Source organism: Pseudonocardia sp. NPDC046786, assembly GCF_040645415.1.
In the GTDB taxonomy this organism is placed as follows: Bacteria; Actinomycetota; Actinomycetes; order Mycobacteriales; family Pseudonocardiaceae; genus Pseudonocardia; species Pseudonocardia kongjuensis.
The window spans coordinates 42496-57632 of sequence record NZ_JBEYYF010000031.1 but is presented as its reverse complement, the minus strand read 5'-3'; the positions used below and the strand labels follow the sequence as shown (position 1 = coordinate 57632).

The 15137-nt window shown below is 72.3% G+C and carries 13 protein-coding genes; 4 read left to right on the top strand and 9 right to left on the bottom strand.

Features of this window, described 5'->3' with window-relative positions:
* Positions 1 to 212: 212 nt before the first annotated feature.
* Entirely contained in the window at positions 213 to 1244 is a 1032-nt protein-coding gene (locus ABZ881_RS27550) for an iron ABC transporter substrate-binding protein (RefSeq protein WP_358488583.1), read from the bottom strand.
* A gap of 134 nt (positions 1245 to 1378) precedes the next feature.
* On the opposite strand from ABZ881_RS27550, the gene ABZ881_RS27545 reads away from it, so the two are divergent.
* The 4 genes from ABZ881_RS27545 (at position 1379) to ABZ881_RS27530 (ending at position 5846) form a co-directional block, all read left to right on the top strand.
* Positions 1379 to 2011 (top strand): response regulator transcription factor, encoded by a 633-nt coding sequence (locus ABZ881_RS27545; RefSeq protein ID WP_358488582.1) that lies wholly within the window; start codon positions 1379 to 1381, stop codon positions 2009 to 2011.
* Positions 2008 to 3267 carry an ATP-binding protein gene (locus ABZ881_RS27540; RefSeq protein WP_358488580.1) on the top strand — a complete coding sequence of 420 codons (1260 nt, stop codon included), beginning with the start codon at positions 2008 to 2010 and terminating at the stop codon, positions 3265 to 3267. Before ABZ881_RS27545 ends, ABZ881_RS27540 begins: the two co-directional genes overlap by 4 nt.
* 76 nt (positions 3268 to 3343) lie before the next feature.
* Entirely contained in the window at positions 3344 to 5230 is a 1887-nt protein-coding gene (locus ABZ881_RS27535) for an MFS transporter (protein ID WP_358488579.1), read from the top strand.
* A complete protein-coding gene (locus tag ABZ881_RS27530) occupies positions 5223 to 5846 on the top strand; it encodes a TetR family transcriptional regulator (RefSeq protein WP_358488578.1) in 624 nt (207 codons plus the stop codon). Before ABZ881_RS27535 ends, ABZ881_RS27530 begins: the two co-directional genes overlap by 8 nt.
* Before the next feature lie 132 nt (positions 5847 to 5978).
* On the opposite strand, the gene ABZ881_RS27525 is transcribed toward ABZ881_RS27530, so the two are convergent.
* The 8 genes from ABZ881_RS27525 to ABZ881_RS27490 form a co-directional block, all read right to left on the bottom strand.
* Positions 5979 to 6455 (bottom strand): (2Fe-2S)-binding protein, encoded by a 477-nt coding sequence (locus ABZ881_RS27525; protein WP_358488576.1) that lies wholly within the window; start codon positions 6453 to 6455, stop codon positions 5979 to 5981.
* The gene (locus ABZ881_RS27520; RefSeq protein ID WP_358488590.1) at positions 6452 to 7312 is read right to left on the bottom strand and encodes a xanthine dehydrogenase family protein subunit M; all 861 of its coding nucleotides are present in this window, start codon (positions 7310 to 7312) and stop codon (positions 6452 to 6454) included. The genes ABZ881_RS27525 and ABZ881_RS27520 overlap by 4 nt, the downstream gene beginning before the upstream one ends.
* An 11-nt stretch (positions 7313 to 7323) precedes the next feature.
* Positions 7324 to 9717 (bottom strand): xanthine dehydrogenase family protein molybdopterin-binding subunit, encoded by a 2394-nt coding sequence (locus ABZ881_RS27515; protein WP_358488575.1) that lies wholly within the window; start codon positions 9715 to 9717, stop codon positions 7324 to 7326.
* Positions 9718 to 9998: 281 nt separating this feature from the next.
* Positions 9999 to 12398: a xanthine dehydrogenase family protein molybdopterin-binding subunit gene (locus tag ABZ881_RS27510; protein ID WP_358488573.1), complete on the bottom strand. Its 2400-nt coding sequence runs from the start codon at positions 12396 to 12398 to the stop codon at positions 9999 to 10001.
* On the bottom strand, positions 12323 to 12796 hold the full coding sequence (locus tag ABZ881_RS27505) for a (2Fe-2S)-binding protein (RefSeq protein ID WP_358488572.1): 474 nt from the start codon (positions 12794 to 12796) through the stop codon (positions 12323 to 12325). Before ABZ881_RS27505 ends, ABZ881_RS27510 begins: the two co-directional genes overlap by 76 nt.
* Positions 12793 to 13650 carry an FAD binding domain-containing protein gene (locus ABZ881_RS27500; RefSeq protein WP_358488570.1) on the bottom strand — a complete coding sequence of 286 codons (858 nt, stop codon included), beginning with the start codon at positions 13648 to 13650 and terminating at the stop codon, positions 12793 to 12795. The genes ABZ881_RS27505 and ABZ881_RS27500 overlap by 4 nt, the downstream gene beginning before the upstream one ends.
* Complete coding sequence (locus ABZ881_RS27495; protein ID WP_358488569.1) at positions 13647 to 13961, bottom strand: hypothetical protein; 315 nt, start codon at positions 13959 to 13961, stop codon at positions 13647 to 13649. Before ABZ881_RS27495 ends, ABZ881_RS27500 begins: the two co-directional genes overlap by 4 nt.
* A 7-nt stretch (positions 13962 to 13968) precedes the next feature.
* On the bottom strand, positions 13969 to 14961 hold the full coding sequence (locus tag ABZ881_RS27490) for an LLM class flavin-dependent oxidoreductase (RefSeq protein WP_358488568.1): 993 nt from the start codon (positions 14959 to 14961) through the stop codon (positions 13969 to 13971).
* Positions 14962 to 15137: the final 176 nt, after the last annotated feature.

Sequence of the window (15137 nt, the reverse complement as noted above, 5' to 3'; positions counted from 1 at the left end):
ACAAACACCCACCCGTCAACCCTCTTCCCCCCCCCCCCGCTCTCCCGATCCCGGGGGCGGCGGGGACCGCGCGGCGGGGCCCGCGGGGGGGGGGGGGCGGGGCGCCCCCGCGGGCCGGGGCGCCGGCCGTCCCGGAATCCCGGAACGGCCGGCGCCCGCAGTGCCGGCACTGCCTGCAGTGCCGTGAGTGCCTTCAGTGCGGTGGAGCACGGTCAGAGCAGACCGACCTCGGTGAGCAGCTGGGTGGTCGCGTCGAGGTCCTTCAGGTCGGCCAGGTCGACGTCCGGGGCACCCAGCTCGGCGAGCGCGGGCATGTCCGCCGGTCCGGCGACACCCTCGATCAGCGGGTACTCACCGGTCTCGGTCGCGAAGTACTCCTGGGCCGGCTGCGAGACCAGGAACGCCACGAGCTCCTGGGCCTCGGTCGACTCGGCCGCACCGGCGAGGATCGCGGCGCCGGTCACGTTGACCAGTGCGCTCGCGGTACCCGGCGCACCGAACTTCAGCGCCGTGTTCGCCGGCGGGGTCTCGGCCGCCGCCACGTAGTAGTGGTTGATCAGGCCCACGTCCACCGCTCCGCTGTCCACGGCCTCCAGGATGGCAGTGTTCCGCGGGAAGATCTGCGGGTCGTTGTCCCGGATGTCGGACAGCCACTGACGGGTGGCGTCCTCGCCGTCGATCAGCCGCATGGCGGTGACGAACGCCTGGAACGACGCGTTGGTCGGCGCGATCCCGACCCGGCCGCTCCACTCCGGCCCGGTGAGCTCCTTGACGTCGGCCGGGACCTCGGCCTCGGGGACCCGGGTGTTGTACGCGATCACCCGCGCCCGGCCGGTCAGGCCGACCCAGGAACCGTCGGTCGAGGTGTACTCGGCCGGGACGGCGCCGGTCACGTCGCCGGGCAGCGGGGCGAACGCGCCGCCCTCGGCGAGCGCACCGAGCGCGCCGGACTCCTGGGAGAGGAAGACCTGCGCCGGGGTGTTCGCGCCCTCCTCGCCGAGCTGCGCGGCCATCTCGGTGGTCGAGCCGTACCGGGTGTCGACGGTGATGCCGGACTGCTCCTGGAACTGCTGGATCAGCGGTCCGATGAGCTCCTCGTCGCGCCCGGAGTAGAGCGTCAGGCTGCGCGGGCCGTCCTCCTCCGGTGCCGGCTCGGCCGGGGTGCCGCCGCCACAGGCGGCGACCAGCAGGGAGACGGTGAGGAACGCGCCGGCAAGCACGCCGCGTCTCGTCGATCGGGTCACGTGAGGGTCCTCCGAAGTTCGGTCGTACCAGCCCGGAAAGCCGGGAGTGTCCGATCACTCCCGTCCAGGGCGAGGGCAGGCTAACCTCTGGCCAGGTTCCCCGGATCTCCCGAGAATTGAGGGGGTGCTCAGGCATGGTGCGGGTACTCCTGGTGGACGACCACCGTTCGTTCACCGATCTGCTGGCGCTGGGCCTGTCCGCCGAGCCCGACCTGTCCGTCGCCGGTGTGGCGCACTCGGTCGCAGACGCCCGCCCGCTGCTCGCGGACGGCGCGGTCGACGTCGTGCTGCTCGACGTCCGGCTGCCCGGTGGCGGCCTCACCCTGCTGCCCGATGTGCACGAGGCGGGTGCCAGGGCACTGGTGCTGACCGCGCATCCGCGGGCCGCGCCCGCCCGGGAGGCGGAGATCGCCGGGGCCGCCGGGTTCCTCGGCAAGGACACCCCGCTGGCCGGGGTCCTCGCCGCGGTGCGCGCGGTGGCGGCCGGCGGCACCGCACCGGCCGCGCCCGCCGCGGACGCGCCGCACCTCACCCCGCGCGAGGCGGACGTGCTGGCCGCGCTCGCGCATGGCCGGGACGTCACCCGGATCGCCGGCCAGCTCGGGCTCTCGCTGCACACGGTGCGCGACCACGTCCGCGCCCTGCTCGGCAAGCTCGGCGCCCGGTCCCAGCTGGAGGCCGTGGTGGAGGCCGAGCGGGTGGGCCTGGTCGCGTTCGACCCGGAGGGCGAACCGGCGGCCCCGGCCCGGCCGCCCGGGCTGCCGTGACCGTCGTCCGCCGGACCCTGCTCCGGCACGCGCTCGCCACGCTGGCCGCGGTCCTGCTGGTCTGCGCGCTGGTCGTGGCCGGGGTGTGGTGGCTCGCGCACGACGAGGCGGTACGGCGGGCCGAGCAGGTCTCGCGCCGGGTCGCGGCGGCCGTCGTCGTGCCGCTGGCGGACCGCGACCTGGCCGCCGCCGGACCGGAGGCGCGCAAGCGGCTGCTGGAGGACGTCGCCCCGTTCCGCACCGTCGGGATGGTCAGCCGGGTCAAGGTATGGCTGGTCGAGGGGCCGTCGGCGCGGGTGGTGTTCTCCGACGAGCCGAAGGTCGAGGGCCTGACCCGGCGGTTCGATCCCGATCTCGCCGCCCGGCTGGACGGCGGCGCGGCCGTCGTGCTCACCGTCCCGGCCGACGACGAGCACCGCTACGAGCAGGGCCCGAGCCAGCGCGAGGTGTTCCTCGGCTTCACCGACGCGGCCGGCCGACCGGCCCGGCTGGAGGTCTACGTCCCGGTCGACGTCACCGGGGCCACCATCCGGGCGCTCGGCCTGCTGGTGCCGCCGGTGATCGCCGGCCTGCTGGCGGTGGCACTGGCCGTGCTGCCGATGTCGGTCGCGCTGGCCCGCCGCCGGGACCGGGAGCGGGCCGAGCGCCGGGACGCGGCGCTCTACGGGCTGGCCGCGGGCGAGCTGGCCCGCCGCGACCTGGCCCGCCGGCTGCACGACGACGTCCTGCCCGGTCTCGCCTCGGCCGGGATGATGCTGGATCTCGCCCCGGCCCGCCCGGAGCTGCTGTCCCGGGCGCGGGAGAGCGTCGGCGACGGGATGACCCGGATCCGCTCGGTGCTCGACGAGCTGCTGCCCGACGAGATCGACGCGGCCGGGCTGCCCGCCGCGCTGCGGGCGCTCGCGACGGCCGGCGAGCCGGTCGCCGCGGTCGAGACCGGCGCCACCGACGGGCTGGGCGACCGGACCGCGGTGCTGCTGCACCGGATGGCGGGCGAGCTGCTGCGCAACGCGCGGACGCACGCCGCGGCGGACCGGATCACCGTGCAGCTGGCCGTGCAGGGCGGGCCGGGCGGGCGGGCCCGGCTCACCGTGTCCGACGACGGCACCGGATTCGATCCCGACGCGCATCCCGCGCCGGGCCACGTCGGCCTCCCGCTGGTCCGCCGGGCGGCCGAGGACGCGGGCGGCCGGGTCACCGTGCGCAGCTCGCCCAGGGCGGGCAGCACGGTCGTGGTGGAGCTGCCCGCGGCCTGAGCACCGGTGCCCGGTGTACGCGAAGCACGGTCGGCAAACTTGCACTCGCTGCACGATTTTCGCGTACGATCGTTGTGTGACGTCAACTACCCGCTCCCCGGAGGAGGCGGCCACCCACCGCCGGACCGTGGTGCTCCCGCTGACCGGCCTGCTCATGGCCCTGTTCGTCGGCGTGCTGTCCAGCACGATCGTCTCGAACGCGCTCCCCCGGATCCTCGGCGATCTCGGCGGCACCCAGGCCGAGTACACCTGGGTGGTCTCGGCGGCCCTGCTGGCGATGACGGCGTCCACCCCGATCTGGGGCAAGCTGGCCGACCTCTACCCCAAGAAGCTGCTGGTCCAGGCGGCGATCGGGATCTTCCTGATCGGCTCGCTGCTGTGCGGGCTGGCGGTCTCGACGTCCCAGCTGATCGGCTTCCGGGTGCTGCAGGGGCTCGGGATGGGCGGCCTGCAAGCGCTGACCCAGGTGGTCATCGCGGCGATCATCACCCCGCGCGAGCGCGGCCGGTACATGGGTTACCTCTCGGCGATCATGTCGCTGGCGGTCGTCGGCGGCCCGCTGCTGGGCGGGGTCATCGTCGACTCGCCGCTGGGCTGGCGCTGGTGCTTCTTCGTCGGCGTCCCGCTCGCCGCGATCGCGATGGTCGTGCTGCAGCGCACGCTGAACGTCCCCACCGAGAAGCGCGACGACGTCTCCATCGACTACCTCGGCGCGCTGCTCATCGCCGCAGGCGTCTCCGCGCTGCTGCTGTGGATGTCGCTGGCCGGCAAGCAGTTCGCCTGGACCTCGCCGATCTCGATCGGGCTGATCGCGGGCGGGATCGTGCTGCTGGCGCTGACCGTCGTCGTCGAGCGGCGGGCGAAGGAGCCGGTGGTACCGCCGTTCCTGTTCCGGGAGCGCACCGTGGTCCTGGCGACCGCCGCGAGCCTGTTCGTCGGCGTCGCGATGTTCGGCTCCACGATCTTCCTGTCCCAGTACTTCCAGCTGGCGCGCGGCGCGACCGCCACAGAGGCCGGGTTCCTGACCCTGCCGATGATCGGCGGCATGTTCCTCGCCTCGACCGTCGCCGGGCAGCTGATCACCCGCTACGGCGCCTGGAAGCGCTACCTGGTCGGCGGCGGCGTGCTGCTGACGGCGGGCCTGGCGCTCGGCGGCGCGGTGATCTCCTCGACGGTGCCGTACTGGCAGGTGGCGCTCACGATGGCGCTGGTCGGCCTCGGCGTCGGCGCCACCCAGCAGAACCTCGTCCTCGCGGTGCAGAACACGGTGGCGCTGCGGCACATGGGCTCGGCCAGCTCCACGGTGACCTTCTTCCGGTCGCTCGGCGGCTCGGCAGGCGTCGCCGGGCTGGGCGCGCTGCTGGCGTCGGTGGTCGGCAGCCGGACGACCGCCGGCCTGGCCGACGCCGGCCTCGCCGACGGGGCCGGGCCGGTGAGCGGCGGACAGGTCCCGAACCTGGCCGAGCTGCCGGAGCCGGTGCGCGCGATCGTGATGGAGTCCTACGGCCACGCCACCGCGATGATCTTCCTGGTGGCCGCGCCACTGGCCTCCCTGGCGCTGCTGGCGATCCTCGCCCTGCGCGAGGTGCCGCTGCGCGACACCCTCGACCTGCCCGCCGAGCCGACCCACGGCGACGCGCCGGGCCCGGTGCTGCACGGCGTGGTCCGCGCTGACGGCGCCCCGGCCGGCGGCGCCGTGCTGACCGTGATCGACCGGCACGGCGCCGAGCTCGGCAGCACCCGCGCCGACGCCGACGGCCGCTACCGGCTCTGCGTGGCCACCGGCACGGTGTCCACCGTCTACCGGTGGGAGGGCAGGCCGGCCGCGCACCGGGTGACGGTGCCGCAGGAGGGGCTGCGCCTCGACGTCGACATCGAGCCCGGCGACGGCCGGGAACGGCCGGAGATCGTGTCCGTGATCGATCCGCCGGCCCGGGAGAACGTGGGGGCCGACCGTGGCTGACGCCGTCCCCGGCCGCCGGGAGCGCAAGAAGGCCGCCACCCGGACGGCGATCGCGTCGGCGGCGCTGCGCCTGTGCAGCGAACGCGGCCTGGAGCACGTCACGGTCGAGCAGATCGCCGACACCGCCGACGTCGCCCCGCGCACCTTCTTCAACTACTTCACCTCGAAGGAGGAGGCGGTCGTCGCCGGCAATGCCGCCTCGACCGACGTGCTGGTCGAGGCGTTCACCGCCCGCCCGGCCGACGAGCCGGTCCCCGAGTCGCTGCGGCACGCCCTGCGCGCCGTCGTCGCCGATCCGGAGCACCGGCAGCGGGTGCTGCGGATGCGGGTGCTGCGCGGGCACCCCACGCTGCTGGCCCACCAGCTCGCCGCGTATGTGGCCCAGGAGCAGGCGCTGGCCGAGGCCGTCGTCGCCCGCACCGGGGCCGATCCGGCCCGCGATCTGTACCCGGTGCTGGTCGCCGCGGCGGCGGTGACCGGGCTGCGGGTGGCCGTGCAGCACTGGCTCGGCGACCACGGCGCCGACCCGCGGGACCCGGACCTCCCCGAGCTCGTCGACGAGGTCATGTCGCACTTCGACGCCGGGCTGCGCGCCGTGACCGGGGCACCGGCCTGATCGTGGCCGTCGGCCCCCCAGCCCGCTACCCGACCACGCAGAGCTGCCCACCGAAGGTGCCGCCGAACCCGGCGGCACCTTCGGCTCCCGTCGTCCGACACCGGCGATGTCGTCCGACTGGGGGGCGAGCTGTCAGCTCCGAAGCCGCTCCGCCGCGCTGAGGACGGAGGTGACGATGGAGTCGTAGCCCGTGCAGCGGCAGAGGTTGCCAGACAGACACGTCCGCACCTTCTCCGCCGTGGGGTCGGGGTCGGTCTGCAGCAGCTCGGTGGCGCACATCAGCATGCCGGGGGTGCAGAAACCGCATTGCAGGCCGTGGTTGTTCCAGAAAGCTTCCTGCAGCGGGGTCAATCGCTCCCCCTCGGCCAGGCCCTCGACTGTGGTGAGGGTGCAGCCGTCGGCCTGCACCGCGAGCATCAGGCACGCCCGCGCGGTCTTGCCGTCCACCATGATCGTGCACGCCCCGCAGACACCGTGCTCGCAACCCAGATGGGTCCCAGTGAGCCCGCAGTGGCGGCGGATGAAGTCCGCGAGGGTGAGCCGAGGCTCGACCTCATCTGTGTAGACGTGCCCGTTGATAGTCATCGACACGGTCTGCCTGTCGGTCATTCGCTCACCTCGCTGCGTCGGAGGGCTTCCCCGACCGCCCGCTTCACGAGCAGGCAGGCCATGTCGCGCCGGTAGGACGCGGGGGCATGGATGTCGTCCGGCGGCTGGACGGCGGCGGACACCGCCTCGGCCACGGCGTCGATGGCCTCGGTCGTGGGGGCCACCCCGGTCAGGGCGGTCTCCACGGCGTGGAGCCGGACCGGGACCGGGCCGACTCCGCTCGCGGCGAGCCGAACCAGGTCGATCGCACCGTCCGGGCCAAGTCGGATCGCCGCGATGACGCCGACGACGGCGAGATCGCCGTGACGACGGGCGATCTGCTCTACCGCCACCGCAGTGCCGGCGGGCAACCGGGGAAGCCGGACGGCAGTGAGCACCTCGTCGAACCCCATGGAGGTCCGGTGCGGCGCGAGGAAGAAGTCTTCGGCCGCGATGGTACGAGGACCGCGCGGGCCCTCCACCATCAGCTCACCGTCCAGTGCGGTGACCAGGGTAGGCAGCTCGGCCGCCGGATCGGCGTGCGCCAGGCTGCCACCGACCGTCCCTCGATTGCGGTTGGTCACGTGCCCGACGTGACCGAGAAGCTCTGGCAACAACGGGATCGCGGCCGCCGCGACCGGGTTCGTCTCGACGTCGCGCTGCCGGGTCGTCGCGCCGAGCAGCAGGCTCTCGCCTTCGTCCCGGACGAAATCCAGTGCCTCGACGCGGTTGATGTCGATCAGGAACGACGGCCGGGCCTGCCGGAAGGACAGCATTGGCATCAGGCTCTGCCCGCCGGCGAGCACCGTGGCGTCCGCGCCGTGCTCGACGAGCATGGCGACGACCTCCTGAACATCCCCGGCCCGGGCGTATCCCACGACGGGCGGCTTCACCGAGCCGCACCGTTCTCGGCGGCCTCGCGGATCTGCGCCAGGAGCCGGTGCGGGGTGACGGGGAAGCGTGTCACGGTCACTCCGTGGTCGCGCAGCGCGTCGTCGATGGCGCTCGCGACAAGCGACACCCCAGCTATCGTGCCCGCCTCCCCGACCCCCTTCATCCCGCCCGGGATGTCCGGTGCGGGTGTCTCCTGGTGGAAGAAGCTGAACGGTGGGATGTCGCTGGCCGTGGGCAGCAGGTAGTCCCGGAAGCTGCCGGTGTGCAGCCGGCCGTCCCCGTCGTAGACGAGCTCCTCGAGCAGCGCACCACCCATCGCCTGCGCCAGGCCCCCGGCCAACTGACCGTCGACCAGCATCGGGTTGACCACTGTCCCGCAGTCGTGGGCCTGCAGGCAGTCGAGCAGGGTCACCGTCCCGGTCTCCGGGTCGACCTCGGCGAGCAGCACAGCACAGCCGAACGAGGTCGCCATGTTGACCGGGTCGAAGACGTCGACCTCCTCGAGGGTCGGCATCTCCTCCTCCGGGAGCCGGTCGCGCAGCCGTCGGTAGGCGGCGTCGCCGACGTCCCGTGTCGTCACCGTGGGCCCCGTGGTGCCCCGGACAGAGATGGTGCCATCGTCGATGTCCAGGTCGTCGGGCGACGCCTCGAGAAGCTGTCCGGCGACCCGGAGGATCTTGGCACGCAGCCGCTCGCCCGCCCGGAGGACCGCGGCCCCACCGAGTGCGGTCGCGCGGCTGCCCCCCGTGCCGTACCCGGTGTAGGGGCACGAGTCGGTGTCACCGGTGACAACGAGGACGTCCTCCATCGGGATGCCGAGAGTGTCCGCAGCGAGCTGGGAGTACACCGTGTGGGTGCCCTGCCCCATGTTGATCTGTCCGGTGTAGATGGTCACCCTGCCGGTGGAGTCCATCCGCACGGTCGCCTCATCGAAGCCGGAGTGGGTAAGCCCGGCGAGGTTGAGGATCCGGCTGGGCCCGTAGCCGCTCGGCTCGATGTGGAAGGAGTAGCCGATCCCGACACAGCGCCCCTCGGCGCGAGCCTGCGCCTGGCGGTCCCGCCAGCCGAGTTCCTCGACCTTGCTCATCGCCAGGTCCAGACAGTCGGCGTAGCGGCCGCTGTCGAAGGTGAAGATGGCACCGGTGAAGTACGGGAATTCGTCCGGGGCCGGAAAGTTCTTGCGCCGGATGGTCGCGCGATCCATTCTCAGCTCGCGCGCGGCCATCTCGATCAGCCGCTCGTGGACGAGATTGCCCTTCGGCGCACCCCAGCCACGATAGGAGCCGTAGGGCGAGCGGTTGGTCACCACCGCCTTCAGGTTCAGTTCCAAGTTGGGAATCTTGTACGGTCCCATGCAGGTCAGCACCGATGCCCAGGGCGGACCAGAGCCGACGGTGCCCAGCGCGCCCCCCAGTACGCCGTAGGCGGTCCCCCGCAACCCGACGATCGTGCCGTCGCTTCGGAGCGCCATCTCGAAATCCATGCGCTGGTCGCGGGAGTGCCCGGTGGCCGCAAAGCTCTCGGCCCGGCTCTCCAACAGCTTCACCGGCCGGCCCGTACGCCGTGACAGCACGGCGGCGATGACCTCCTCGGGGTAGAAGTCGAACTTGTTGCCGAACCCGCCGCCCAAGTTCGGGGTACGGACTCTGATCTTGTGGACCGGGATCCCGAACACCTCCCCGAACAGGTCGCGGGCGAGGTTGGGCGACTGAGTGCCGAGCCAGACGTCGAGGGTGCCCTCGAAAGAGTCCCAGTTCACGATGCAGCCCCGCGGCTCGAGCGGGCAGCCGAAGGTGCGGCCATGGTCAAAGGTGCCTGATACCACCAGGTCGGCGGTCGCGAACGCCTTGTCCGCGTCGCCGTTTCGATAGGTCAGTGCGCCGCTCACGTTGTCCGGCCAGTCGGCGAACAACCGTGGAGCGCCGGGGGCGAGGGCCGCGTCGAGGTCGGCCACCACCGGCAACGGCTCGTAGTCGACCTCGATCAACTCGAGCGCGTCCTCGGCGACGTAGCGGTCGGTGGCGACCACTGCGGCGACCGCCTGGCCGACCCAGCGGACCCGCTCGACGGCCAAGGCGTGGACGCGGGCGATGCGCTGCTCGGGAATCGGGAACCAGATCACCGGCTGCGGCTCGGCCAGCTCGGCAAGGTCCGTGCCGACGATCACGTCGAAGACGCCGGGCAACGCGCGTGCCCGAGTGACGTCGATGTTCCGGATCCGTGCGTGCGCGTGGGTGCTGCGCAGGACAGCCGCCTCGAGCATCTTCGGCACGGTGACGTCGTCGATGTATTGACCCCGGCCGGCGAGCAGGCGCGGGTCTTCGGTGCGCCTGATTCGCGCCCCGGTGTATTTGGTCCGGCTCTCGACCGGTTCGGTGGTGGTGGTCATGATTCGGCTGCTGCTCCTCAGGTCCCCAGGTTTGGGCGTCGGACGAGAAAGAGAATCGGTCGTCGGGAGTCGCTTCTATGGACCGTTTGCCACAGTTCTCGAGTTCCAGAATGCATGGCAATGAATTGTTTCGGACGCGCTTCGGAGCGGCGTCCTGGCATATGGTCACGAGTTCGATGAGATGGCGGCGCGACCCCTCGGCGACACCGCCTCGTCGGAGTCGACGTCGCCGCAGCTCTCGCCCGCGGTGAGCGCACCCGGGCCTGTCCCAGCCGTCACGGTCACCTCTGCCGCAAGGCGGCAAGTACGGCGAACGGGGTGAGGGGCAGCTCGGTGAGGGGTGCCCCGATGGCATCGGCGACCGCGCAGGCGACGACCGCGGCGACCGGGACGATCGGCGGCTCGGCGACGCCCTTCGCCCCGTAGGGGCCGTTGCGCAGAGGGTTCTCGAGGATCTCCAGGTCGATGGGCGGGACATCGAGGGCGGTGGGTATGCGATAGGTCTCCAGGTCCCGGTCGAGCACTCTTCCGTCCGGCCCGATGCGCAGATCCTCGTACAGCGCGTACCCGAGGCCCTGGGTGACGCCGCCGTTGACCTGTCCGGCGATCATCGCCGGGTTTACCGCCCGGCCCACGTCCTGGGCCACGACGTAGCGCAGGATGGTGACCTCCCCGGTGTCCGGGTCGACCTCCACCTCGGCGGCGTGGGCGTGCGACGAGGTGGCATTGATCGTGGTGAAGAGGGCTCCGATCATGCAGCCCGCGTCGAACTCAGGGGGTGGGGAGACAAACCGCCCGGTGGCGGAGAGTGGGCCGCCCGACCACATCGCCGCCCGGCTCACCGCGGACAGTGCCACCGAGGCCCCCGGGCTACCCACGACTCGCACCCGGTCTCCCACGATCTCCAAGTCCGCCTCGGCGGCCTCGAGCATTCCGGCCGCGGTGTGCAGGATCTGCTCGCGCAGCTCCCCCGCGGCCTGTCCGGCGGCGTTGCCCGCGCCGTAGGTGGTGCGACTGCCCTGCGCACCGTTGTCGAAGCCTGCGGTGTCGGTGTCGGGATTCGCCACCAGCACGTCGTCGACGTCGATGCCAAGCCGCTCGGCGACGATCTGCCGCACCCCGGTCTGCACCGCACCGGTGCCGATCTCGGTAGCCGCGGTGCTGACCAGGACGGTGCCGTCCTCGGAGAGCGCGACCGATGCCTCCCCGGGGCCCGGATTGGTCAGCCACGTCAGCGGGACCACCGCCGTGCCACGCAACCGACGCGAGGTGGCTTCGGTTGTGCTCCGCGTCCACGAGACCCGGCGCTGTACCGACTCGAGCGCCTGCACCAGGATCGTGTCGTCGAGCTCCTGGCCGTTGATCATGGCCTCGCCTGCCGCGAGCACGTTCCGCAGCCGCAGCTCGAGGCGGTCGACACCCGCCTCGCGTGCGACATGGTCGAGGTGGGCCTCCTGGGCGAACACCACATAGGGTCCGCCCACCCCGCGGAACGCGGCCGTCGGCGGTGTGGTGGTGTAGGCCACGCGAGTGCGGTAGCGGGCGAGCGGGATGCGATAGGTCGAGCCGAGCACCAGCGCGGGCAGGCCCGCGCAGATCAGCGTCTCACCACTGGAGTTGGCGCCGTTGTCGGTGAGGATGTCGGCCTCCTGCGCGAGGATCCGCCCGCCGGCGTCAACGGCGGTGCGCAGGCGCAGGATCGCGTTCTCCCGGGGACCTGCGGTGGCCAGCTCTTCCTCCCGCGTATTGACCAACCGCACCGGACGCCCCGCACGGCGGGCGAGCAGACAGGCGATCGGCTCGAGCATCGCGTCGAGTTTGCCCCCGAACCCCCCACCGACGGTCGGCACGACGACCCGGACCGCCGAGGGCCTTACCCCCAGCAGCTCGGCGGTGCGGGTGCGCACCGAGTGCGGGAACTGTGTGGAGGTGTGGACCGTGAAGCGCCCGGACGTGTAGGTGGCGACGCAGGCGTGCGGCTCGATCGGCGTCTGGTGCTGGCGCGGGACCCGGAACTCGTCCGAGATCACCCGGTGCGCAGTGGCGAAGGCCGCCGCCCACTCCTCGTCCGTGCCCTTCTCCAGCCGCGACTCCCACGCCACGTTGCCGCCGCGGAAACCCGCCACGGGGGCCTCGTACGTGGCCCAGTCAGGGTGGACCAACCGGGTGCCGGGGGCCACGGCCGCGTGCAGATCGACCACCGGATCGAGCGGCTCGAGCTCCAGCTCGACCGCTGCCAGCGCGGCCGCAGCCTGTGCCGGGGTGTCGGCCGCGACGGCGGCGATCGGCTCACCGGCGTAGCGGACGGTGTCGATCGCGAAGACGGTCTGGTCCTTGACCACGAGCATTCCCGACAGAGCGGGTGCGTCCGCGCCCGTCACCACGACGTGAACCCCCGGCATGGCGGCTGCGGCACGGGTGTCCAACCGGACGATCCGCGCTGCCGCGATCTCGGCACGCAGGACGGCGGCGTGCAGCAGGCCCGCCTCGGCGAGGTCGACCGCGTAGACGGCGGCTCCACGCACCTTAGCGTCGGCGTCCGGCCGCGGGATGGATCGGCCGACGGCGCCTGCTGCGGGTCGGACCGGGGTGTCCGAGGGGGCGGTCACGGCATGTCCTTCCGTGCGGTCGCCGCGCTGAGCGCGGCATCGACGATGGTGTGGTAGCCGGTGCAGCGGCACAGGTTGCCGGTGAGCGCCTCACGTACCTGCTCGTCGTCCGGGTCGGGCACGGCGTCGAGGAACGTCGCGAGCGTCATGACCATTCCCGGTGTGCAGGCGCCGCACTGGACACCGTGGCGCGCGACCATGGCGTCCTGTACCGGGTGTCGCGGCCCGTCCGGCGCGGCCAGGCCCTCCACAGTCGTGACCGGCTCGTCCTCGGCGAGCCCGACCGGCAGGATGCAGGAGGCGACCGCACGGTCGCCGAGACGGACGGTGCAGGAGCCGCACCGCCCGGTCCCGCAGCCGACCTTGGTACCGCGCAGGTGGAGATGGTCGCGCAGTACCTCGGCCAGCGGAGTCGCGCCGGGCACATCGACCTCGGTCTCCCGGCCGTTCACGGTCAGGCGGTAGTTCACGAGGTCTCCTCGGGGGTGGCGGCAAGACAGTCGGCCGCGGCGCGCGCGAAAACGACCGGGAGCACCTCGAGCCGGTACCAGCCCGGGGCCAGGAGGTCGTCGCGCGCGGTAAGGACCTCGGCCGCGGCCCGACCGGCGGCCCGCGCGGATGTCTCATCGAGCACGGTGCCCGTCAGCAGTGCCTCGGCCTCCGGACAACGCCGGGCCCGGGCCTCCACCGAGCCGACGGCCACGCGGACGGTGGAGGCGACGCGCGCCCCGTCCAGGTCGGCCGCGATCGCCACGGAGGCGATCGCATACTCGCCCCCGCCCCGGACCGTGAGCCTCCCGTACCCGGAGAACCGGCCCATGGGCGCCGGCGCAGTCGCGGACACGAGTAGTGCTGGGCCGGAGCTTTGCGCGACCCGCAGGTAAGCCTCGACATCGGTTCGCTGCCTGCCCGCCGGCGTCGCGACCTCGACGGTGGCGTCGAGCGCGAGCAGCGCGGGCACCAGGTCTGCCTCGGCGAAGCCGCGGGCGGAGAGATTCCCGCCCAGCGTCGCGACATTGCGAACCTGCGGGAATGCCGAAGTACGCGCCGCGGTGCGGACGGCGTGCAGCGCGGGCGGCAGCGCCGCGGCAGCCAGCTCGGCATGGGTGACGAGCGCTCCCCAGCCGTTCACCGACACCTCGCGCAGCTCGGCGACACGCTGCAGGGAGATGAACGTCCGCGGCGGACGGGCCGAGCGCATGAGCCAGGTGCCTCCGGCCAACGGCGCACCTTCGGTACCCAGCTCAGCAAGACGGGCGACGGCGTCGTCGACGGAGGTCGCCGCCTGGATCTCGGAGCGGGCGAGCAGTCCCGGCGCCGTCATTGCAGGACCTTTCCCACCACCGCGTCGAAGGCGCTGATGTGGCTGCGAAACTGTTCGAAGAAGCTCGCCGGTGTCGCCGCCAGGGACCTCTGGTAGGTCTCGAGGTCACTGACCTCGAGGACCTCGATGTAGTTGTAGGCCGGGACGGCCACCCCATCCATCACGGGGCCCTCGAGACGCATGACCCGGTACCGTTCCACGCCGGGCAGCGCCTGGGCGGTGGGCTGGTCGACCTCACGGACCCACGTCTCGTACGCCTCGCGGACGTCCTCGGAGTGCAAGGTGGTCAGGAAGAAGACGATCTCGCTCACGGGACTCCTAGAGGTGGGGTAGAACGTCGGCGGCGGTGCGGGCGAGCATCTCGGCGCTGTGCTCCGCGGGGAACGGGGCGAGCACCACCGAGGTCGCGCCGGCCTCGAGGAATGTGCGGATCCTGCCGACGCACTCCTTCGCTGTGCCCGAAATGGTGAACTCCTCGACCCACTCCCCGGGCAGCGCCTCGGCGATCGCGGGGAGGTCGCCCAGGGCGAGAATCTCGCCCAGCCGATCGTGGATGCCGTAGACGCCGGTCATCGGCGTCGGGCCGACCGCCTGCAGGTAGAAGGCCAGGCCGTCGCGGGCGGCGGCTCTCGCGGTATCGCCGTCGGCGTCGGTGCTGTAGATGGCGAAGGTTGGTATCCGGTGGGTCGAAACGTCTCGGCCCGCCTTCGCTGCACCTGCCGCGATGTGCTGCTTCGCGTAGTCCAGGTACCTCGGTGCCGCGATGACCGACATGACCGTCCCGTCCGCGATCTCGCCGGCGAGCTCGAGGGACTTCGGTCCGATCACACCGGCGTAGAGATCCACGCCGGCAGGATTCGGGTGCACCAGCGAGACCTGGTCGAAGGTGAATGGGCCTTCGTCGATCGAGAGGGTCTCGCCGGCCAGCAGCGCACGTGTCGTCTCGATCGCCGCCCGCAAGGACCGCATGGGGGACGTCGGATGGAGGCCCATCTGCCGAGTCCAGAAGGGCACGCCGTGCCCGATCCCAGTGATCAGCCGGCCCGGGTACGCCAGGCTCAGGGTGGAGATCTCCATCGCCGTGACCGCCGGGTGCCGGACGACGGCGGACAGAATGCCGATGCCGACGGGGATCTCTCTGGTGGCCTGCAGCGCCATCGCGGCGCTGGTCGGGCCGCCGAGGAAGAAGTAGTCCTCGGAGAGCCACAGCTCCCCGAAGCCGGCCTCCTCGATGCCTACGCAGACGTTCACGAGCTGGTCCGGCGGGGTGGTGCCGTGCACCAACACCCCCACAGGCGAACGGTTGGTCATGGTGGGTCCTCTCCGGGGCCGCTGGCGGCCTCTTCCGGCGTCTGTGGTGCGATCGGTTCCGGGATCACGGGCCATGGCCGACGCCACGGCGGAGCAGGCACAGGTCGCGGCCTCCGATGAGCCCGGACTGTCGGTGCCGGGGCACACGCCTCGGACGACATCGGCGAGACCCGAAC